At 58.0% G+C, this 21,813-nt stretch carries 21 protein-coding genes; 13 read left to right on the plus strand and 8 right to left on the minus strand.

The genetic code is table 11. The features are described from left to right. Positions 1–48 precede the first annotated feature (48 nt). The 4 genes from ACVDG9_RS26835 to ACVDG9_RS26850 form a co-directional block, all read right to left on the minus strand. A complete protein-coding gene (locus ACVDG9_RS26835; RefSeq protein WP_023014441.1) occupies positions 49–1,191 on the minus strand; it encodes a transporter substrate-binding domain-containing protein in 1,143 nt (380 codons plus the stop codon). Positions 1,192–1,256: 65 nt separating this feature from the next. Next, complete coding sequence (locus tag ACVDG9_RS26840; RefSeq protein WP_367022771.1) at positions 1,257–2,279, minus strand: alpha/beta fold hydrolase; 1,023 nt, start codon at positions 2,277–2,279, stop codon at positions 1,257–1,259. A gap of 57 nt (positions 2,280–2,336) precedes the next feature. Continuing rightward, complete coding sequence (locus ACVDG9_RS26845) at positions 2,337–3,653, minus strand: purine-cytosine permease family protein (protein ID WP_447239441.1); 1,317 nt, start codon at positions 3,651–3,653, stop codon at positions 2,337–2,339. Positions 3,654–4,136: 483 nt separating this feature from the next. Then, entirely contained in the window at positions 4,137–5,444 is a 1,308-nt protein-coding gene (locus ACVDG9_RS26850; protein ID WP_447239442.1) for an NtaA/DmoA family FMN-dependent monooxygenase, read from the minus strand. Between the two features lie 112 nt (positions 5,445–5,556). Between ACVDG9_RS26850 and ACVDG9_RS26855 the strand changes: the two genes are divergently transcribed. From ACVDG9_RS26855 to ACVDG9_RS26880, 6 genes are all read left to right on the plus strand, one after another. Continuing rightward, positions 5,557–6,342 carry an ABC transporter ATP-binding protein gene (locus ACVDG9_RS26855; RefSeq protein ID WP_447239443.1) on the plus strand — a complete coding sequence of 262 codons (786 nt, stop codon included), beginning with the start codon at positions 5,557–5,559 and terminating at the stop codon, positions 6,340–6,342. After that, a complete protein-coding gene (locus ACVDG9_RS26860) occupies positions 6,342–7,355 on the plus strand; it encodes a FecCD family ABC transporter permease (protein ID WP_447239444.1) in 1,014 nt (337 codons plus the stop codon). The genes ACVDG9_RS26855 and ACVDG9_RS26860 overlap by 1 nt, the downstream gene beginning before the upstream one ends. Beyond that, on the plus strand, positions 7,352–8,419 hold the full coding sequence (locus ACVDG9_RS26865; protein ID WP_447239445.1) for a FecCD family ABC transporter permease: 1,068 nt from the start codon (positions 7,352–7,354) through the stop codon (positions 8,417–8,419). The genes ACVDG9_RS26860 and ACVDG9_RS26865 overlap by 4 nt, the downstream gene beginning before the upstream one ends. 10 nt (positions 8,420–8,429) lie before the next feature. After that, complete coding sequence (locus ACVDG9_RS26870) at positions 8,430–9,395, plus strand: ABC transporter substrate-binding protein (RefSeq protein WP_447239446.1); 966 nt, start codon at positions 8,430–8,432, stop codon at positions 9,393–9,395. Between the two features lie 298 nt (positions 9,396–9,693). Then, positions 9,694–12,717: a condensation domain-containing protein gene (locus ACVDG9_RS26875; RefSeq protein WP_447239447.1), complete on the plus strand. Its 3,024-nt coding sequence runs from the start codon at positions 9,694–9,696 to the stop codon at positions 12,715–12,717. Positions 12,718–13,056: 339 nt separating this feature from the next. Further along, positions 13,057–14,130, plus strand: a complete 1,074-nt coding sequence (locus ACVDG9_RS26880; protein WP_447239448.1) for a fatty acid desaturase — start codon at positions 13,057–13,059, stop codon at positions 14,128–14,130. 272 nt (positions 14,131–14,402) lie between these two features. On the opposite strand, the gene ACVDG9_RS26885 is transcribed toward ACVDG9_RS26880, so the two are convergent. Together ACVDG9_RS26885 and ACVDG9_RS26890 are read right to left on the minus strand one after the other, a co-directional pair. Continuing rightward, positions 14,403–15,110, minus strand: coding sequence for a response regulator transcription factor (locus ACVDG9_RS26885; RefSeq protein WP_370198312.1), 708 nt, complete (start codon positions 15,108–15,110; stop codon positions 14,403–14,405). Between the two features lie 580 nt (positions 15,111–15,690). Further along, on the minus strand, positions 15,691–15,915 hold the full coding sequence (locus tag ACVDG9_RS26890) for a DUF4287 domain-containing protein (RefSeq protein WP_023001383.1): 225 nt from the start codon (positions 15,913–15,915) through the stop codon (positions 15,691–15,693). 117 nt (positions 15,916–16,032) lie between these two features. Here ACVDG9_RS26890 and ACVDG9_RS26895 point away from each other — a divergent pair, with 117 nt between their 5' ends. The 7 genes from ACVDG9_RS26895 (at position 16,033) to ACVDG9_RS26925 (ending at position 19,997) form a co-directional block, all read left to right on the plus strand. Continuing rightward, positions 16,033–16,554 carry a MarR family winged helix-turn-helix transcriptional regulator gene (locus tag ACVDG9_RS26895; RefSeq protein WP_447239449.1) on the plus strand — a complete coding sequence of 174 codons (522 nt, stop codon included), beginning with the start codon at positions 16,033–16,035 and terminating at the stop codon, positions 16,552–16,554. A gap of 95 nt (positions 16,555–16,649) precedes the next feature. After that, a complete protein-coding gene (locus ACVDG9_RS26900) occupies positions 16,650–17,027 on the plus strand; it encodes a YciI family protein (RefSeq protein WP_075283453.1) in 378 nt (125 codons plus the stop codon). After that, positions 17,014–18,267 (plus strand): RNA polymerase sigma factor, encoded by a 1,254-nt coding sequence (locus tag ACVDG9_RS26905; protein WP_447239450.1) that lies wholly within the window; start codon positions 17,014–17,016, stop codon positions 18,265–18,267. Before ACVDG9_RS26900 ends, ACVDG9_RS26905 begins: the two co-directional genes overlap by 14 nt. A gap of 71 nt (positions 18,268–18,338) precedes the next feature. After that, positions 18,339–18,803 (plus strand): SRPBCC family protein, encoded by a 465-nt coding sequence (locus ACVDG9_RS26910; protein WP_152507872.1) that lies wholly within the window; start codon positions 18,339–18,341, stop codon positions 18,801–18,803. A gap of 11 nt (positions 18,804–18,814) precedes the next feature. Continuing rightward, positions 18,815–19,210: a DoxX family protein gene (locus ACVDG9_RS26915; protein WP_447239451.1), complete on the plus strand. Its 396-nt coding sequence runs from the start codon at positions 18,815–18,817 to the stop codon at positions 19,208–19,210. A gap of 254 nt (positions 19,211–19,464) precedes the next feature. Then, the gene (locus tag ACVDG9_RS26920) at positions 19,465–19,698 is read left to right on the plus strand and encodes a type II toxin-antitoxin system CcdA family antitoxin (protein ID WP_152507871.1); all 234 of its coding nucleotides are present in this window, start codon (positions 19,465–19,467) and stop codon (positions 19,696–19,698) included. Continuing rightward, positions 19,698–19,997, plus strand: a complete 300-nt coding sequence (locus tag ACVDG9_RS26925; RefSeq protein WP_447239452.1) for a CcdB family protein — start codon at positions 19,698–19,700, stop codon at positions 19,995–19,997. Before ACVDG9_RS26920 ends, ACVDG9_RS26925 begins: the two co-directional genes overlap by 1 nt. 37 nt (positions 19,998–20,034) lie before the next feature. On the opposite strand, the gene ACVDG9_RS26930 is transcribed toward ACVDG9_RS26925, so the two are convergent. Next, on the minus strand, positions 20,035–21,063 hold the full coding sequence (locus ACVDG9_RS26930; protein WP_447239453.1) for an ABC transporter ATP-binding protein: 1,029 nt from the start codon (positions 21,061–21,063) through the stop codon (positions 20,035–20,037). Then, positions 21,060–21,809, minus strand: coding sequence for a glycerophosphodiester phosphodiesterase family protein (locus tag ACVDG9_RS26935; protein WP_447239454.1), 750 nt, complete (start codon positions 21,807–21,809; stop codon positions 21,060–21,062). Before ACVDG9_RS26935 ends, ACVDG9_RS26930 begins: the two co-directional genes overlap by 4 nt. Between the last annotated feature and the right edge of the window lie 4 nt (positions 21,810–21,813).

A 21,813-nucleotide genomic window follows, 5' to 3' on the forward strand; every position in this document is an offset into this window, starting at 1 on the left:
TCTCCCCGGTTGTCTGCTTGTTTGTCCAGGTTCTTTGGGAGGTTTGTGTCAGCTGTATTCGAGGCATCGGCCGTACCCAATCAAGTAAGGATCCGCCTTCACGCTGGAGGGCGATTCAAAAACGATATCGAACTGGCCGCTGCGGTTCGCGCGGCCGATGCGGGTCCACAGGTCGGCATGGCCCCACACGGGGTTGATGGAAACTTCGCCCTGCGGGGCATCGAATTCCGATCCCATGACCGACTGGCGGATCATCGAGGTGTCCATGGAGTTGGTCTCGGCAAGGGTCTTGGCGAAGACATTCACCTGGAAATAAGACGCCTCCAGACACATGTTGGTCGGCTCGTCCTCGCCGTAGCGCTTCTTGTAACGGTCGATGAAGGTCGCATTGCGGTCGTTACCGACACCCTGGAAATAGGAAGCGGCGGTCAGATGGCCGTCGCCGACATCATATCCCATCGCCCGGATCTCGGCCTCAGTGGTCGTCAGGCTGGCGATCGGCATCACCCTCGGGTCGATGCCGAGATCGGCATAGGCCTGGTAGAGATATGTGGTCGTGTTGCCGACCACCGTGGAAAAGATCACGTCCGGCTGCACCTGCCGGATTTCGCGCATGATTGGTACGAAGGAATTTCTGTCCGCTCCCAGCCGGACATAACTCTCGCCGACGACACTGCCGCCATTGTTGCGGATCAGCTCCCGCATGATGCGATTGGATTCGCGCGGATAGATGTAGTCCGACCCCACGAAATAGAACCGCGTTCCGTAGAGCTCCATCAGGATCCGGCACAGCTGGACACTGTTCTGGTTGGGTGTTGCTCCCGTGTAGATCACGTTGGAGGAAAACTCGAAGCCTTCGTAAAGCGTCGGATACCACAACAGGCCGTTCAGTCGCTCAACCACGGGCAGAACGGCCTTGCGGCTGGACGAGGTGTAACAGCCGAATATCGTGCTGCAGCCGTCCTCGACCATAAGCTTCTTTGCAAGAAGCCCGTAGTTGCGCGAGTCCGAACCCGGGTCATAGATAATCGGCTCGATGGGCCGTCCGTTGATCCCGCCGCTATCATTGATTTCATCGATCGCCGTCAACGTCCCGCGCAACTGGGTTTCCTCGATCACCGACATGTAGCCGGACTGCGAGAACAGCACACCGACGCGCCACGGTTCGGAAGTTTTGCATGAACTGGTCAACCCAAACTCTCCCCTTTCAGTCCTGCGCCGGCCGCCAAAGCGGCCGGCCGGGCTGGCCTTGCCTGTCAGGCACTACCCGCAAGTATTTCCTTCAGCTTCCCGTCCAGAAACGCCACATCAACCGGGCTGGTGCCCGGCCCACCTGCAAAATGTCCCCATATGGATTCAATCGGAATCAACGTCGCATTCGGCATGTTCGCGACTTCGATTTCGCTGTCTTCCGGCGGGAAGTATAGATCCGTTCGGCCGGGCATCACATATGCCTTCGATTGTATTGCCCCCAGCGCCTTCTTGTAATCGCCATGGTAGATGTCGTTGGCGCTGATATCGCCATTCTGCCAGGTCCAGAGCATGGCCAGCAGGTTGTTGGCGTCCTTGGGCAGGAAAAACCCTTCCCAGAACGCAACCAGGAAATCCTCCAGCGAGGAATATCCAAGCGTCTTCAGGTCCAGTTCTTCCCGGTAGAAGGATTGCGAGAACCCCCAACCGGCATAGACACGCGCCATCGCCCGAAGCCCTCGTTCCGGCTTCTTCTCGTACCAGCCTTCCAGAAAGGCGGCATCGGCTGTCAGGGCCGCTTTCACCCCTTCCAGGAACACGAAATTGTGCCGGGAGCATTTGGCAGACCCGCAAAACGGCACGATCCTCTCGACCATGTCGGGATACATCGCGCCCCAGTGGAAGGTCTGCAGCGCCCCCATGGACCAGCCCGTGACCAACTTGATGCGCTCGACACCGAACTTCTGTGTCATGAGCTGGTGCTGTGCGCGGACGTTGTCATAGGCGGTCACTTTCGGAAACCGCGCCGCGTTGTAGGGCTCGGGCGTATTGGACGGCGAAGATGACAAGCCGTTGCCGAACATGTTCGGAATCACGATGAAATACTCATCGGGATCCAGCGCCATCCCCTTGCCGACCAACCATTCGTTGTCGACGTGCTGGCCGGAATACCAGGTCGGGTAAACGATGACATTGTCCTTGGCCGCGTTGAGCTTGCCGAAGGTCTTGTAGGCGAGCTTGCACTCGCGAAGCGTTGCGCCACTCTGAAAGGTGAAGTCGCCCAGTTCGTAAATTTCGTAGTCTGCCATGGAAGGCTATCCTCTGGTTTCTGGTATTGTCCGGCGGCCTTAGCCGCCGGAAATGGGTCAGGCACCGGCCCTTGCGGCCTCTGGCATCCGGTTGAACAGGAGGTAGGCAACCCCACCGGCAAGCCCTGCGGAAATTGCCGTCGAAAACTGCGGCGCATAGAACTCGACGATCACCGCTACGATGGAACCTGCAGCCCAGGCGGCGAATGCAGTTGGGCGCCAGTCACGGTCGATCGTGGCGTTGCGGCGCTGCAGATACTGGTCAACCAGAATGATCGCGCCGATGGGTGGAACCAGGATGCCGAGCAGGGAAAGCCATTGAATGAAGAACGCCCAGACGTTGCCGGCGGCAATGACGATGCCGATGACACCAAGGACAACCGCCATCAACCGCATGCGACTGTTGAGAATACGCGACCAGCCGGTTGCAGCATTGTAAAGGCAATGAGCGCAGACAGAGCCGAGATTGCAGTAGAGAAAGAGGAAGGCAAGGACACTGAGAAAGGTCAGCTGCTTGCCGTTCATGTAGCCGAACATGTTGTCCGTGCCGAAGGGATTGGCATCGGGAACCGCAAGGGCTGCCGTCATGATGCCTCCGACCAGCATGGCGCACATGTTGGCGAACGGAAAGGCGCTGAACGTTGCGATGACGGATGCCTTGGTATCCTTTGCCCAACGGTTGAAGTCCGCCGTCACTGTCCCGGCATCGATGAACAGGGCGATGACCACTGTCAATCCGACACCCATCGACATGGTCGCCGCGCCGTTGTTGCCGGGATAAGCCGCGATCTCCGCCCAGCTTGTCGTCGACAGGCTGTCGGCAACCACCCAGCCGCCAAGCAGCACGAACAAGGGCACCGACACCAGCCCGATCAGGTGAAGCCCGTGTACGCCGACGAAGGTGATGCCGATGTAAAGCAGGCCGGCGATCACGGTCATCGCGACATAGTTCAGCTCGTAGGCCGAGCTGATCAAGGATCCCGTGATGCCGGTTTGCACCGCGTACCAGCCGAGCAGCAAGGTCGACAGCAGGCCGGAGGCAAGCATGTATCCCTTCCGTCCGAAGACCACGCTGGCGAGAAGTGCGAAATTCATGCCCCTGCGCGTGCCCAGAACCCCCAGCAGGCCGACATAGGCAAACATGATCATATTGCCCAGGAGCATGGCCCAGACCGCATTTGTGAAGCCCATGCCCAGAACCAGGAGAGACCCGGTCATCGCGCCGGTGATGATCATTGGAAAACCGATCCAGACGGTCGTGACCGAAAAGGTGCTCCTGCGGGCCGACATCGGGACCGGCGTGTGTTCATATTCTTCTCCGAGAACATGATCCACTTCGTCCAAGGCTTCCGCCTCGCCGTGTAACTTGCTCATTTTTACCCCTCATTTTTATTGTTCTGCCGCGCCCCGGCAGTTGTTCGGGGTTTCTCTCGCGGCACATCGCTGAGCGCAAAAGAAAAGGCCTCCCTACAGCTTCGTTTCCGAAGACATAGAGAGGCCTTTTCGCCTGCGAATTTTAAAGTGGCCCCGTTGCCACGTTCCAATCACTTGGAGATTGAAACGTTATCGAGAGGTTTTACTTCTGTCAACAAAATCGGCACGCGGCTTCTGCCAAATTTTTGACCAGCCGACTAAAGGATTTTTCTCATTAATTTCAATTAATTACAGCATATGCATTACATAAGCGCCCGTCAGACAAACATCAAAGCACTCTATTCGGGCGGCTGTTTCGCGAGGTCAGGGGTTGGAATTTTCTTTCGCCAAGCCCTGACACCAGTTTTCGAAAATGGCGCAACCTCGGCCTCTTCAACTGCGTAGTCCGCCTGCTGTGTCGCGCTTCTGCGTTTGTCTCGATGCCTATTCCAGGGTCAGATGCTCGAAGAAGGTCGAGCCTGAATAGTCCTTCCGGAAAAGGCCCAGATCACCCAATGCAGGAACCACCTGTTCCAGGAGCAGGCGTACCGCGTCCAGAGATCCGCCCGGAAAGGCGACGAAACCGTCGATCGCACCTACCGCTGCCCAATCCTTGATTTGTACGACCGCATCGGACGGTGTGCCGACGACGAGCCAATGGGCCGAGCCGATAACTTCCGGCCGGCGCAACAGGTCTTCGACGGCCGGTTCGTCCCGCTCGATCATCCGCCGCAGAAGTTGCGAATGGGTTCGGCTGCGCACCGTTTCCGGTGGCGGGGGCAGGTCCGTGGCTTTCACCTGTCGTTTTGCCGGCCAGTCGCAAAGATCGAGCCCGGTCATTTCCAGAACTGTTGCCAGGCACCTGTCCCGGCTCACGCGTGCGTTGGTTTCGGCAAAGAGCTCCTCGGCCTCCGCCCTGGTCGGCGCAAGGTAAAGGCTCAACCCCGGCAAAACCCGGATATCGTCGCCCTTTCGTCCGCGCTGTTCAGCCCGTTTGCGCAAATCGGCCCGCAAGTCCATGGCTGCAGCCTTGTCCGGTGTCGAGGCGAAGATCGCGTCCGCCACCGAAGAGGCAAAGTCACGGCCTGCGCCCGATGCCCCCGCCTGCACAAGCGGTATCCGTGTCTTGCCGAAGCGCGGCAAGTTGAGCGGGCCTTTCACGTTGAAGAACGAACCTTCGTGGTCGACCGGTTTGACGAGATCCGCATCGGCGAACAGCCCGCTTTCCCTGTCGAGCTTGAGAGCTTCATAAGGAAAACTCTCCCAGAGCAGCCGGACGACTTCGGTAAATTCGGCGGCCCGTGCGTAGCGTTCCTCCGGGCTCGGCATTTCGGACAGACCGAAATTCGCGTTGCCGTCCAGAGCGGTGACGATGTTCCAGCCGGCCCGCCCGTTGCTGAGCCAGTTCAGCGACTGGATCTGCCGGGCGACGATATAGGGTGGAAAGAAGGTCGTCGACGCTGTCGACAAGAGCCCGATCCTCGACGTCTCGCGCGCGATCGAGGCCAGCAGCAATGTCGGGTCAAGACTGGCAAACCCGGTGCCGGATGCCAGCAGCCCGGTGTTCAGAAACAGCGAGTCCGGCAGAAACGCAAAGTCCAGTTTGGCCTGCTCCGCGCGCAGTGCGACGTCGAGATAAAAATCACTGCCGTAAAGGCCTTCCACGCCACTGTCCGCACGACGCCACGCGTCGCCGCTGAGCCATGTCGGGGCGAGCGACATGCCGATATGCAATTTCTTTGAGGGGGTCATCAAATCCGCTCTTGATTGGATTGGAAACGAGTTCGAGGGCTGGCTTTGGGTTTGCTGGCTCGTTTCGGATAGTATAAAGACTTCTGCATTGCAGAAGGTCAAGAGGTCGAAATTGCTGGAGACAAGACACGTAAGTGCGGCTTACGGACCCTTGAATGTGCTCAGTGATGTCTCCGTCCGGTTCAGCAAAGGCCGGCTTACGGCGATCGTCGGGCCGAACGGGTGCGGCAAGTCCAGCCTGTTGAAAGCCATCATGGGCTTCCTGCCGATCACCACAGGCGACATTCTGCTGGAAGGCGCACCTCTCCATGGCATCGGCCGGAAAGCTCTTGCCCGCCGGATTGCCTATCTGCCTCAGGATTGCTTCTGCCCGGATTACATGACACTTGGCGAGCTGATCGAGCTTGCCGGCTATTCGCGGTATTCGCTGACGGGCGGTCCGTCGGCGCAGGATCGTGATCTCTTCAAACAGGTTCTGGAGACTGTCGGCCTCAGCGACCGGGCCGGTTTTCCCGTCAACAAATTGTCCGGTGGTCAGCGTCAGCGCGCCTGGATCGCAATGGTTCTGGCACAGGATACCGATGTCATCCTTATGGACGAGCCAGTCAATCATCTGGACATGAAATACCAGTTCGCCGTTCTTGAACTTGTCAGGGAGCTGATCGAAACCCACGGCAAGACGGTGATTGCCGTTCTGCACGACCTGAACCTGACCACCGCCTTCGCCGACGAGGTCGTGCTGATGCAGTCTGGCCGGTGCATTACGGCAGGACCGGTTGCGGACACGGTCACCAGTGACAACATCGAACAGGTCTTCGGTCTCAGGACCCAGATCTTTCCACGCGATGGGCGCCTCGTCTGCTTTCCGGAGCGCATTGGGCACGCATCGGTAGCCTGATGGACCGGCGTAGTCTCCACCTTCTGCTCATCCTTGCAATGCTTGCCATCGTGCTGGTGGTGCATTTGTTCTTCGGTTTCCGTGCAGCCGATCTACCGAACCTGATTGCCGCGCTCCAGCGTTTCGAAGCTCAAAGTTACGAAGACGCTGTCCTTCTGTTCCAGCGTTTACCGCGCACCCTGATTGCGATTTATGCCGGCGGCATTGCAGCGGCCAGCGGCTTCGTCCTGCAGAGCCTGGTGCGCAATCCCCTGGCCTCCCCTGCCACACTGGGCGTCAATTCAGGTGCGGCTCTGTTTCTGGTTGCCAGTGCGCTCCTGTTCGGCGCCAGTGCCGAGCTGCAGGGCATTGCGGCACTTGCCGGAGCACTTGCCGGTTTTCTCTCCAGCCTTGCAGTTGCCCGGCTCGCAGGTCGCCGGAACGACCCGCGCGGATTGTCCCTTATCCTGTCCGGCGCCCTGGTTTCCATGCTGTTCACCGGAATGACCAACGCCTTGCTGTTGTCCGACCCGGCCCGCCGCGCCGATTTCCTGAGTTGGGTAACCGGCAATATCAACCACGTCTATATCGACCGCCTTGCCATGTTCTGGTGGATCGGGGCCCTTTCCGTCGTAATCCTGCTGCTGTTTGCCCGGCCGCTGACCCTGATCCTGCTGGGCGCCGACAAGGCCGCCTCAACCGGTGTCAACGTTCCTCTTGTCTCACGTCTTGCCATCGGAGCAGCCGTGCTCGGGTCCGGTTCCGCAGTTGCGGTGTGCGGTCCGATCGGCTTCGTCGGGCTGGTCGTGCCACATATCGTGCGCCCCTTCATGGGCAACAATCTTGTTCACGCCCTGCCAGCCTCCCTGATCGTGGGAGCGATTGTCGGTCTGGCAGCGGACCTCATCGCTCGGGAAGCCTTTTACCCCTACGTCGTGAACACCGGCCTGGTTACGGATCTGATCGGCGGCATCGTATTCATCGTGATCGTCAAACGCTTCTATCTCTCCCCCGGCAGCCGGGAGGCCTCATGATCAGAGGCGGTAGAGCAATCGACGGCAAACGGGTTCTGCGTCTGCCCGGCGGACTTCAGATGAGGACCGGCAATCTGCTTGCCGGAGCCTGTCTTGTGGCTGCTGCGCTTGCACTTGCGGCTCTTGCCACCGGTCTCGGGCTGACGGACACCGGGCTAACCGATCTTTTCCGAACGCTTGCCGGTGAAAGTTTGCCGGGTGCGGAGAACTATGCCCTCTGGACGGTCCGTCTGCCTCGGATCCTGCTCGGGTTCATGGTCGGCTGGGCGGTCGCACTTGCCGGGGCAATGCTTCAGTCGGTTGCCAGGAACCCGCTGGCTGACCCGGGACTTTTCGGCTTCAGCCAAGGGTCGATGACGATGATCATGTTGCTGCTGGTCTTCCTGCCGGCGGCACCCAAGAGCCTTGTGGTTCTTGCTGCGCTCGCCGGTGGGCTGACGGTTGCCGGTCTACTTTTATGGCTTGTCGGCAGCGAGCGATCCAGCGGCCTTTCCATCGTCCTGATGGGGATAGCAATCGAGACTGTCCTGTCTTCCTTCGGATCGCTTCTCATCCTGTATCTGCCGACCGAGACCTCCATCGCCCTTTCCGAGTGGCTGGCCGGCTCGCTGTTCCAGGCCAACTGGACAGTCATCGCCGCCTTTACACCGTTGTTCGTTCTCAGCCTCGCGGCAATCTTCGTTCTCGGCCCTGCCATGGCCACCTATGACCTGGGCAGCGAAATGGCGATGGCATTGGGCGAACCTGTTGGCCGTTCCCGCCCGTTGATCCTGCTCACTGCCGTTGTGGCGAGCTCCGCTGCCGTCACGGCGGTTGGGCCCCTGGTCTTTCTCGGCGTGCTGGCACCTCACATCGCCGGCTTTCTTTCACCGGCCGTCGCCCGGGCGCGGCTTTTCCTGTCCGCCTTGATGGGCGGGATCCTCGTCCTGATCGCCGATGCACTGACACGCGGGCTTGGTGGCTCCCTGCCAATGCCTCTCGGTCTCAGCCTGACCATGGTCGGCGTGCCGCTCTTCATCATCGCGCTGCGTCTGCAGGCGCTGCGCAAACTCCAGTCACACTGAAAGGATCTTCATGCGTTTTCTCGTCTCCTGCGCAATCGCAGCCCTACTGGCGACAAGTCCGGTCCTTGCAGCCGAGCGCACCGTCACCGACGACACGGGCCGGAAGGTCACGATACCGGAGCAGCCCGAACATATCGTCGTCATGCACGAGCCGTTGCTCGGCATCCCGCTGATGGATCTCGGTCTCGATCTTACCGGCAGCTTCGGCCGGGCGGACGACGGCAGCTTCGTTATCGCGGTAGACTTCATCGACACCGTTCTCGGCGAAGGCAAAACGAAACCAAAGGGTTTCGGCCCCGTCGGGCAGCTCGATCTTGAAAAACTGAGAGCGCTGGAACCTGATCTGATCGTCGCGAGCGAACTGGATGCCGGCAAAGCCGATCAACTGGCCACTGTCGCGCCGGTCTATCTGCAGAATGTCGGCAGCTCGAAGGTCTACGGTTTTGATGTCGAGGAAGACCTGGCAGCTCTCGTCGGCCGGGAAGATGTCTTTGCCGCCCGCAAGGCGGCCTATGAAAAGCGCGTGGAAGATCTGCGAACCAAACTGCCCTTCGATCCTGCCGGCAGGACTTACCTTCCCGTCTTTCTGACCGACCAGCTCAATGTTGTGGGCGACTCCTCCGGCATGGTTCAGGCACTGGAAGACCTCGGATACAGCCGTCTGGATGTCGGCGCGCCGAGTGGCGCCTCTCCGGCAGGCGGTTCCATGATGCTCATGCCGTTGAGTGCGGAGGAATTCGGCAAGCTCGACCCTGATGTTCTTGTCCTGCTCAACAGCTACATGGTCGGCGGCCGCGATGAAGCCGGCACCCGCGCTTCGCTGAGCAAGATTGTTCCCGGTTGGGATCAATTCATGAAACCGGCCAGGGAAAACCGGATCCTGTTCGTCGATCCCGCCAAGGTGATTACCCCGAGCGTTGCAAGCGCGGAACACATGCTGGACGCGATCGCAGGCTGGAACGAGACGACGCAGTAAAACCGGAGCTGCTCCGTCTATCGGTTTTCTGCATCGAACATACCTGGGCGGCACACCGAGTGCTTGCCCGGGTGTCGCGCCTTCTCCCGTCCAGAAATCATATCCGGCCACCACGATACCCGGACTTAAAAAACATGAGTATTTGATACAAGTTTAATTGCTCCCGCTGGCTGTGCCTGCTAACAAATGCAACTCATATCCGCTTACTCAGTGAGCCCCCGCGTCGTCGGCCCGAATGGCTGCGGACGAGCTCCCAAGGCAAGCAATCAGCACGACACATGAGTATCGGGAGACTGACATGACCAGAGGCTTCGACCGCCTGTTGACAGCAACCGAGTTCGAGCGTTTCGACGCGGAACTCAAATCCCTGGACGGGTCAACCCAGCCTGCCGTCCCGGCTGGCCGATTGCCGGAAAAAGGCCGGGAGCCGCACACCGTCACGCAGCATCAGGAACGGATCTGGCTGGCGCAACAGCAAGATCCGGACGAGGTGCTGCGACATGCCCAGGTCTACCGGATCGGTGGCACACCCGATATCGCACGCCTCGCCCGCGCCGTGGACGCATTGGTCAAAGCCCTTCCCGAGCTGGCGATGCGCTATCGCTTCAGTGACGAGGGAGAACTCGTGAAGTCCCCCTCGCACGGGCCGGACGGAACACTTGAAATCATCAAAGCTGAAAACCAGCAGGAAGCCGTTTCACTTGTCCTGTCCGCCCAGAAAGCACATTGGGACAGCAAAGCCGAACCCCCTTTCAAGGTGCTGCTGATCCTCTGCGGTCAAGAGGTGATCCTGGGCCTGCTCATGCACCGCATTCTCGAGGAGGTCTGTTCACCGGAAGATGTCCTGAGAAGTCTTGGGGCAGCCTATGACAGCAAGGTCATTGCTGCACCGGCGCCGCGTCAGGTGAAGCAATTCGCGCCTGAATTTCCCGGCCTTGCGCCGGTCACCTGGTTGCGACGGGGCGAAGGATTGGCTGATACGGCCGTTATCGATTTCAACGGAACACCTGGTCTTCTGCCAACAAGCGACCGGCTCGCGCGGAGGTTCGGAACCTTGCTCGAACCTGTCCTCCATCATGACCAGGGTTACTCTTCTTCGGACCACACCACATTGCTGGCACAGGTTGGGGTTCGTTTCGCGCAATTCCTGTGCAAGCTCGGCGGTCACGAACGGATCGAAGCCATTTTTCCGGCACGGCAGACAGACAGCGTGACTGACCCTTGCGGCGGATTTGCCCGTTCCGACAGCTTTGCTGTTTCGGTTGGACGGGACATGGTTCCTGAAGAGGGTGAACGGCAGGTTCTGTCTCATCTGAATGCGATTTCCAGATCGGAAAAACACGACAACAACACACTGGCAGCAGACCTTCCAAAGGTCTGGATCCAACGGCTTGCCGATCCGAAAACCATCGTCCCGACAGACACACTCGCCTTTGACCGGATACCCATGCCGACGTATGAAGCGCGCCCCGATTTCGAGCTGGCCGTGGGCTTTGACACAGAAGGCAGGGCAATTCTTGAACTGGTCACCGGACAGAGGATCAGGCGACATGCCGGCAGTTTGGTGCTGGATCTGTTTTCCGGTTATCTCCGGAACCCGGAGGTTCTTTCAATCGCGGTGAGCCAGCAGCTTCTCCAGAGCGAAAGTGCCCGTGTTTCTGACGCTCCTCTCCACGCAGGACAAGGAACCTCCCTCGACGTGACGGCCATTCAGGCGGCCATCCTGCAGGAGTTTCGGGATGCGCTCGCTGTTGCAGATCTCGCACCAGACGACGACTTTTTCGACTTCGGCGGACATTCGCTGGTAGCCACCCGGATCATCGGCCGCCTGCTTCATGATCATGGCATAGAAGTTCGTTTCAACGATCTTTTCGGCAACCCGACAGCAGCAGGCCTTGCCCGGCACGCAACACTGGTCGATACCGCCGGCGAAAGCGCCGGGAACCACAACGTCGAGATCAGAAACGGCAAGGCCAGCGACGCTGCCACACCTCTTGCTCTTGCGCAGATGTCGCTCTGGAAGATCTATTCGGCTCTTGGATACCGCGAGATCTTCAACTTGCCGTTTGCCCTGGATTTTCTCGACCCCGTGGACGAAACCGTTTTCGAGGCCGCCGTCGGTGACCTGATGAAACGGCATGCCGCCCTCAGGACTCTCTACTTCGAAACGGAGGAAGGTGATGTCTTGCAGAAGGTTGTTCCCGTCGAGGAACTGGCGACCTACAAATGGTTCTGGACCAGCGCGGAAAGCACGGGTGCGGACCGCAATGCCGAAGCCATTTATTGCTTCGACCTTGCAAAGGAATTGCCGGTCAGGTTGCGGTTTCTCACCGATCCGGAAACAGGTCGGCAAGTGCTCTCGTTCCTGTTCCACCATCTTGCGCTCGACGAATGGTCTGTCAACCTGATGATGGACGAACTGGTTGAAGCCTACCGCGCACGCAGCCTTGGCGTTGCGCCCGAGTGGCCGGACGAACCAGCACCTTTTCACGAGTTTGCCCGCAAGCAGGTGCAGTCGGGTGTCAACGCCCGGCACCTTGCCTTCTGGACGAACATGCTCGGTGATGCACCCAGGGAACTGGTTCTCTTCACCAACGAACCCAAACTCCTCGATGAACCCGCCACTGACGATTGTTCGGTCGCAGGCGGCTGGGTTGAAATGCGGCTGGAGAGCGACGTTTCCGAGGGGCTTTATGCCATTGCCAAGGAAAACAGCGCTTCCCTTTTCAACGTCGTCTATGGCGCGATTTCCGCCGCGCTTCAGGCCCTTGGGGGATTGTCCGATCTGGTGATCGGCACCTCTGCCGCGGGCCGTACGGACCCCGATTATTTCGACACGATCGGCTATTTCACCACTGTCGTCGCCCACCGGGTTCGCTTCGGAAACGATCCGACTGTCGGCACCCTGATCGGCAACATCAAGGACATGATCAACGGATCGATGCCCTTTACCGACATTCCGATCGACCTTGTGGAAGATGCCCTTGGCATGACGCCTGGAATGGACCACCTGTTCGATGTGTTCATTCAGATCCATGCGCAAAACAAGTTGAACGGCAACCTGCCAGCGCCGGATGGCGGTACCATCGCGTTTCGCCAGGTCGACCCGGACAAGCAGGAATCCCATCTCGGACTGCAATTTGAAGTGATGGAAGAGGTCATCGACGGCAACCGTGCCATCCGCGTGCTGATGAGCTACCAGGCCAGGCGTTATTCACCTGCGCAGGTAGACGCAATCCGCGCGTCCGTCATGTCAATGTTCACGCAATTCTCGCGTGGAGATGCCTCGAACATGAAAATTTCCCAACTGGCCGGGACCTGACCTTCCCACATCATCGGAAAAACACCTTCGGGCTGACGGCCCGAAGGTCCCCGGCCTCAGGCACAGCTCCCGAAACCGCTGACCGCCTCCGATTGGGCTGACTTCCGTTTCACACTGGCGCGAGACGCCGAATTTCTGAAATGAATTTGATAATCGGCGGATCTTCCGTCGATTTTTCTGAATAGTTTTCCGTAAATGCAAAAATATGATTGTAGATGCGGCAGAAAACCTGCAGACCAACTTGACCGGCAACGTCGGTTTAATAGCTGCTCGATATCCACGGACGTCATTCCTGGAGAAACGATCAAACTCCGGAATACTGCGTGGAAGGCCGCATGAATGACCGTAACCTCTAATAATACCGCGGCCGAGCTCCGCCACGGCTCTGAAAATTCGACTGCTGATCGCCAGAACCGGTCCTGGATCGCAGCTCTTGCCAAATTCCGGAACATCAGTGCGCGCCGCAGCAGTTTCGAGATTGCGATCACGGTCCTCCCCTTCATTGCACTGTGGGGAATTACCGCGACACTCGTCTTACACGGCTACTGGTTCGGATTAATCCTGACGGTCCCGGCGGCAGGGTTTCTGGTCCGGCTTTTCATCCTGCAGCACGATTGCGGCCATGGGAACTTGTACGCCCGGCGCAGCATGAACGACTGGATCGGCCGGGTCATCGGGGTACTTACCTTTACCCCTTACGATTACTGGCGCCGAACTCACGCCATCCACCATGCCTCTGCCGGGAACCTCGACCGCCGCGGCGTCGGTGACATCGATACACTGACCGTGCGCGAATACAGAGCCCTGTCCCGCTGGGGCCGCCTGCGCTACTGGCTCTATCGGCATCCGGTCGTCATGTTCGGCCTGGGACCGGCATGGCTATTCGTCGCCCAATACCGGCTTCCCTATGGCCTGATGCGCGCCGGAATGCAGCCCTGGGTGTCGACAATTGCCACAAATCTCGGGATCGCGGCACCGTTTGCACTCATGATCTGGCTGGTCGGCGCAAGCACGTTTTTCCTTGTGCAGGTCCCGATCACTCTGATGGCAGCCAGCGCCGGCGTTTGGCTCTTCTATATCCAGCACCAGTTCGAAGAGACCCATTGGTCTGAAGAAAGTGACTGGGATTTCCAACATGCCGCGCTTGAAGGCAGTTCACACTACGACCTGCCGCCCCTGTTGCGCTGGTTCTCCGGGAATATCGGTATCCACCACGTGCACCACCTGTCTCCCAAAATTCCCTTCTACCGGCTATCTGAAGTCCTCAAGGAACATCCGGAACTGCGCAATGTCAGCCGACTTACTTTGCGTCAAAGCCTTGGCTGCGTGAAGCTGGTCCTGTGGGATGAAAACGCAAGGCGCCTTGTCTCCTTCCGCGATGAGCGGCTAGCAAGACTGGCCGCCCCGGCCTGACCGGGTTCGAAGCGGCAAAGCCCGTCAGGAGCGTCCTGAAAAAGGACCAATGAAACAAAGAGGCGTGACGGACACCACGACCGCGCGCTCAAAGCGACGGGACAACGCAGCATGAGGCAAGTTGTATCTAAATGAAATTACGATAACGACAGATATAATTTTCAATAGTCTTCACACCAGCACCTCGACAACGCCCATAGACTTGTTTCAGCCAATTTACATCCAGCAGATTGGACAATTCCCGGTCGTTGGCAGAGTTTTCGAATTTCGACCTAAACGTTACCACCGGCGGATCGATGTATCTGAAGATATGCGGCAGCTGCTTCAGTCCTGTTTGATACGCCCATCTTCGAAATGATGTGGTGAATGTGAAGTTTGATCGTGTGCTCCGACAGCGAGAGGTTTGCGGCAATATGCTTGTTTTGCTGCCCTCGTGCGATCAACTCCAACACTTCCCGCTCTCGGGGTGTCAGCGAACTTACGATGTGCACCCCGGACACGCCGCTGGCAGCAGTCGCCTTGCGCGCCTTTTCCAGCTGCATGCTCCTGTCGATCTCGAGAAGTTCGACAAGATCCGGCGGCATGTAGGAGCCACCATGCAGCATGATCTGGATCGCATAGAGCCAAAGATCCAGCCGGAGGTTCATGGGTATAACGTTATTGATGATACCGGTTTTCAGACATTTTCGAATGTGCAACCTGGACGTGTACTCACCGTTAAAGGTTAGACACAGGATGGCATTGGGATACGTGTCCTGGAACACTTGCAACAAATCAGCATTCGTGGCGCCAAAGGCTTCATCAACCAGGATCAGAGAAGGCAAAATCCCTTCCTGTTCGGCCTTTTCAACCAGCACATCCCAGTCAGTTGAAACCTGCACAACGAGACCCGGCAGCTCCCGAACCAATGAATTTTCCAAGGGTTTCGGCAATTTGTCCCTGGGACCTATAAAAAATAAGTAACGCAAATGCTTGGACATTGAACGTCTCCCGAAGGACCATGACCAGCTCTATTGATTACGTAAAGGAATTTCAGGTCATGACTCGGCTAAAAAGGATCAATGGGTTTTAAATTCCAGCCAACATTTTAGGGCAATTAGTCTACACCGGGGAAAAAATCAGTGACATAAATCATTATATCTAATCGCACAGATATCATCGCCGCAATTTCTTCTTTTTATTCTAAATACAAAAGCTTCCACTAAAAGCAACACTCGATAAGGACGAACATATTTAATGCAATTACAGTCGAAATCATCTCAGTTTTATTGCTTTTTTTCATGTAGGTTTTGATTATGACCAAACACTTCTCCAGACAAATATTTAACCGGAGAATTCGACTGGCAATATATCTTCAAACCGCCTCTTAAACGCTAAAGTCTTACCTGTTTCCGCATGGCACTTAAAATGCGTGAGAAGCACAACCAGCAAACAAACAAATCGGTGAAGACTGACCGGCTTTTGCCTGTCGCTCCGCTGGCGACATCCCGGGTGGTGGAGGCGATCTCATCTTTAGCGGCGCGCACTTGAAAACAGGCCCATCACCGCTCAAGCAATCGATCACTTCTTGTCTTCAGAGAGCGTGGCCGCGACGATCGCATTTGCATGTCCGTGCCCAAGCCCGTGCTCTGTTTTCAGAAAGTCGACAATTTCCATGTGCTTCTTTCCGGCCTGGGCGCGCACGAGAGCTTGCCACTCGCCGATAGGCTTGCCGTATTTCTTTTCGATAGACGGAAAGTACGACGCCGGCCCTTTCACCTTGGCGACCTGATCTTTTTCAGCCACCGCACTCTCCTCTCGTGATGCATGCGACGCCCGAGACCAAGCACCTGACGTCGCCGGGTTGATTTATCTTGCGCGAAAGATAAACTGAATTGTCTCGCACGCAAGATAAAATCGAGAATGAGCAAAAACGATACGGATCACGTTGAACGCCGACGCCGGCAATGGGAGCTGGAGTTGCCGGAGGTTGATACGCGCGGCATGGCAATCCTTGGCCGCGCGCGGGTGATTACCCATTTGGCCCGGCCGGGCATCGAGGACATTTTCACAAGACACGGCCTCGATAGCCGGGAATTCGACGTGCTGTCGACGCTGCTGCGCTCCGGATCACCTTACCAGCTTCGCCCCACGGAACTGTTCAATTCCCTGATGCTTACGTCAGGAGGGCTAACCGGCATTCTGGCACGCCTGGAAAGGGCCGGATTGATCGAAAGGCCAAAGGACCTTGCAGACGGCCGGAGCTCTCCCGTCCGCCTATCCAAGAAGGGGATGGACCTCATCCGGTCCGCTTTCAAGGAAGACATGGCTCACGAAGCCCGATTGATCGACTGCCTCACAGATGAGGAACAGAGCACGCTTTCGGCATTGTTGGGGAAGTTGACGAAGGCTCTGGAAGGACCGGGAAGCGGTCGCAAGAGCTGAAAGGCCGAACAGCCTTACTGCTATTGCCAAAAAACTATCCGTAATGTCGCAATTCGAATGTCAGATCCGTCCTTGTAACTATGGAACCGTTTTTCATGTTGTACATGCTGCTTTGCTATAATGATGAAGAGGTCACCTCCGCGTGGAGTGCCGAGGAAGACGCTGCTGTCATGAAACGGCTGCAGGTCGTCCACGAGAAGTGGGCTGATCAGTATGAGCTGGCTGCCCGCCTCATGCCCACCAATACGGCCTCTACCCTCCACAAGAAGGAAAATCTCGTTACCGATGGCCCCTATGCGGAGACCAAGGAACAGCTGCTCGGCTTTTATCTGGTCGAGGTTGAGGATCAGCAACAGGCCCTGGACTTTGCCAGAGACCTTACCGAAGCCAACCCCGGTGGAGCCTATGAACTGAGGCCGGTCAAGAGCTTCCACCCGGGAACCACGACTGACACCGACAATGCAACCGCCTGATCTCACATGGATTGACAGCAAATTGACTGCCTCGCGGCCACGGGTGATGGCCGCATTGCTCCGGTATTTTCGTGATCTGGATCTGGCCGAAGAAGCCTTTCAGGAAGCCTGCCTGCGCGCCTTGAAAAACTGGCCGGACAACGGACCGCCGCGAAACGTGGAAGGATGGCTGATCACCGTCGGCCGCAATCTGACGCTGGACGTGCTGAAACGAGAGGCAAGGACCTCCGGCCTGCCCCCCGAAGACGTTCTGTCGAACGTGGAGGATGCCGAACCGGACCTGGTTGAACGGCTCGATACGGCAGACTACCGTGATGACATCCTGCGCCTCCTGTTTATCTGCTGTCATCCGGATCTGCCGGCAACCCAGCAGATCGCGCTTGCATTGCGCATCGTATCCGGCATTCCGGTTGGTGACATCGCCCGGGCATTTCTGGTCGGCGAACACGCGATGCGGCAGCGGATCACCCGTGCAAAGGCGACGATAGCCGACGCTGGCGTGCCGTTCGAGACACCGGATCAGGCAGAGCGGGCAAACCGGCTGGCGGCTGTATCCGCGATGATTTATCTCGTCTTTAGCGAAGGCTACAGCGACCCTGATCCGGCTGGCGAGCGCTCGGGGCTGTGCCACGAGGGTATTCGCCTGGCCAGGCTGCTGCTGCGGATGTTTCCCTCCGACCCGGAACTCATGGGACTGCTTGCGCTCATGCTGTTGCAGCATTCCCGTCAAGAGACGCGAGTTGACGCAAACGGCCTGTTGGTCCTCCTGGAAGATCAGGACAGATCACGATGGAACCGGCCCATGATAGCCGAAGCCCTTGTCCTCATAGACAAGGCGATGCTCCGCCGCGGACCGGGGCCCTATCAGATACAGGCGGCAATCGCTGCTCTGCATGCGCGTGCCGCGACACCGGAAGACACCGACTGGAAAGAGATCGAACAGCTTTACGCCGCACTCGAGCGTCGCTCGCCATCTCCCGTTGTCACACTCAACCGTGCCGTTGCGGTGTCGAAAACGGAAGGGGCCGCAGCTGCGTTGCAGATGATCGAACCGCTCGCAGTCAAACTTCGCGAATATTTCTATTATCATGGCGCGCGTGGGGCGCTGCTCAAGCAATTGGGGCGGACAAGCGAGGCACGCTGCGCATTTGATCAGGCCATTTCACTTGCCGGGACGGTTGCGGAAGCCGCTCATATTCGCCAACAGCTCGACCAGATGACAGGCCTTGAAAAAAACTGAACTCATTTGTCGCACGTGCCCTCCTTCATTCGTCCTTGAGCTATCAACAACAGCGCAATGGACGAAATCAGATGTCAGAACAACAGCATGCACTCGAACTGATCCTTGACCTGGATGCTCCGCGAGAAAAACTCTGGCGTTGCTGGACAGAGCCGAAACTGCTTGAAAAGTGGTTCTGTCCCAAGCCCTGGTATGTCTCCGATGCCCGTATCGATCTGCGTCCTGGCGGCGAGTTTTCCTGTCGCATGCATGGTCCAAACGGCGAGGAATTCCCAAATACCGGTGTCTTTCTGGAAGTCGTTCCAAACGAACGTCTGGTCACCACCGACGCATTCCATCCCGGCTGGAAACCAACCGGCCGCCCCTTCATGGTGGCTGAGGTAACCTTTGAAGATCTGGGGGGTGGCAGGACCCGTTACCACGCTCAGGCTCTTCATTGGACGAAGGAAGCCAGGGAAGAACACGAACGGATGGGGTTTCACGAAGGCTGGGGCAAGGCTGCAGAGCAGCTTGAAGAACTTGCCAAGTCTATCTGATGGAGCGCGAAATGAGTAACGGGACCACCATGCTTTGGGCAGGTCGCATTCTGACGGGCCTTTTCGCCCTATTCATGTTGGGCGCTTCCATTGCGCCGAAGCTGCTCCATCTGCCGGTTGCCGAAGACACGCTGGCCGAACTTGGCTGGCCTGCGGGGTACGCATTTCCGATTGGCTTGATCGAACTGGCCTGCCTTGTTCTTTACCTCATTCCGCGCACCAGCGTGTTAGGAGCAATCTTGATGATGGGCTTGCTCGGCGGTGCCATGGCAACCCAGATCCGGGCCGGGTCCCCCCTGTTCAGCCATGTGCTGTTCAGTCTTTATCTGGGCCTGTTCATGTGGGGTGGCCTGTGGTTACGCGCTCCGGACCTGCGCAGGCTGTTCCCGTTACGGAGATGGAGTTGAACTGACACTTCCGATCAATCGAGAAAGACCTGTCCAAGGGAAACTCTTGCCGCTCACTGGCCTTGTCCCCTTCGCGGTGTCCCTTCGTGAAAGGATACTCGTCTGCCCGGACAATACGGGCGCTTCGTACTGGACAGGTCTTTCTCGAGGCCATCAGTCTCTCAGTTTGATAATGCGCATTTATAATGCGCATTGAAAATGCGTAAGCATGCCGCTATTATCCGGATACCGGGTATGAATGGTTTGGAAACACGATGGCACGCGTTCACGCACGCAAAGCGACCAATTTGACAATTGATATGACGCTGGTCGGTTCGGCGAAGGAACTGGGCGTGAATATTTCCCAGGCAGCCGAAGAAGGTATCCGGCGCGCGGTTTCACAAGCCCGTGCGGAACGGTGGAAACTGGAAAACAGGGCAGCCCTGAACAGCTCCAACGACTTTGTCGACGAACACGGCCTGCCGCTTGAAGCGAGACGCCTGTTTTAATGGCCAGAAATCAGCTCTACCGGCTGAAACCGGACAGCGTTCTGGTGCTGGATGTGCAGGCGGACCTTCTGGAAAGCCTCAACACACGCGTCGTCGTGCCGCTTTTGCCCAGGTCTCGCGCACCGGCACCCGCGGCCTACCTGAACCCGATATTCGGCTGGGAGGGCGAGGAATACGTCATGGCGACCCAATTCCTCGCCGCCGTAGCGGTTTCCCAGTTGGGAGACCCGATCGGTAGCCTCGACGAGAACTTTGCGGAAATTACCCGCGCGCTGGACACCCTGTTGCAGGGCTTCTGATTGCCGGTTCAGCCGGCTTCAAAAGACGCCGTACCGCTCAAGCCATTTCCACCCGGCTTTCACTTGCTGCATCGAAGTAGATGGCCTGATCGGTGTCATAGCCGATCCAGACGGTTTCGCCTCCGGAGGTCATGTCATGCCGCGGGGCGGTCACGATCAACCTGCCGACGTCGCTTTCACAATGCAAGACCAGATTGGCACCGGTCATCTCCGAAAAGACAATCCGTGCGGGGATTGCGGGAACGTCCGGTGACGAGGTGTGTACCTTCATATGCTCCGGCCGCATGCCGACGGTGAGGCCTGTTCTGCCGGACCAGAAGGGCAAGGTTTCAATGGGCAGAAAATTTGTCGGCAGCATTCCGAGGAACCCGGCGACGAAGCGGTTCGCCGGCCGGTCGTAGATTGTGCCGGGCGAGTCGAACTGCAGAAGATCTCCATCTTTCAGGACGGCGATCCGATCCGCCAGGGAAAGGGCTTCACCCTGATCGTGGGTTACGTAAACGACAGTCGCCCCCAGTTGCCTGTGGAGTTCCTTGATTTCCGAGCGCATGGCAACCCGCAGGGCGTTATCCAGATTGGACAGCGGCTCGTCCATCAGGAAGATGGAACTGTTGCGCGCCATGGCCCGGCCCATCGCGACCCGCTGACGCTGGCCGCCGGACAGGGCGCCTGGCTTTCGGTCGAGATAAGGATCAAGCTTCAACGTTCTGGCCACGTCCTCTGCCCGGGCGTTGCGCTCCGATTTGGCGACGCCGCGCAACTCCAGACCAAAGGCGATGTTCTGGCGCACGTTCATATGCGGATAGAGGGCGTAATTCTGGAAGATCATTGCAATGTCCCGATCCTGCGGCGCAACGTCATTGACGCGTTTGCCACCGATGCGGATATCGCCCTGATCGCATTTCTCCAGGCCGGCGATGAGGCGTAGCAGCGTGGATTTTCCGCAACCCGACGGGCCGACGATCACGATGAATTCCCCGGCTTGCATGTCCAGCGAAACGCCATGCAGAACTTCCGGCCCGCCGGGATAGGATTTACGGATATCTGTCAGTTCTATCCCGCTCATGACCGCTCCTCTCCCTGCCAGCGGTTCCGGATCGCGATCGCAAGGCTGGGCCGGTCGGTGGTAAAAACCTTCACACCGAGCCGAAGGGCCTTTTCGATCTGCGCACAGGTATGTGCTGCCCAGCAGCCGAACTGAAGTCCGGCATTCTCGACAGCAGTCATCAACTCTTCATCTACGCAATCGACATGAACACCGATTTCCGGGATCCCGTGAGCCTTTGCCACTTCGAGCGTGCCTGCGGTTCCCAGTTGCTGAAGAACCGGCGGGCTGACAAGCCATAGTCTTGGCCGCTCTGTTGCCCTGGCCAGCTCGTCCTGTGTTTCGACCAGAAAGGAGGAAAACACCGTACGCTCCAGCATGTCTTCTGCGGCAAGCATTGCGACCACCTTCGGAACGAAGTCGGCATAGGGTCTGCGATCCGGACCAGGCTTGATCTCGCAGCGGAAGCCAACGGCACTGCGCCGGTAAATCGCGCAGAGCTCCTGGAGGGACAGCGGATGGCCTCCCGCGCCGTAATCGATCGTTGCCGAGCGAACCTCGGCCTCGCGCAGATCGCAGATCGCGCCGGATCTGTCGGTCGTTCGCTCGAGTGTCGCATCGTGGTGGACCATGATGGCGCCATCTGCCGTCGGGTGCAGGTCGAATTCGACCTCCTCAAGCGCCATCCGCGCAGTGGCTTCGAAGCCTGCCGGTGTGCTGTCGCCAAACTCCAGGGTGCCACCGCGATGAGATGCAATACGTGTCATTGAA

The organism is Roseibium sp. RP-7 (assembly GCF_053005225.1).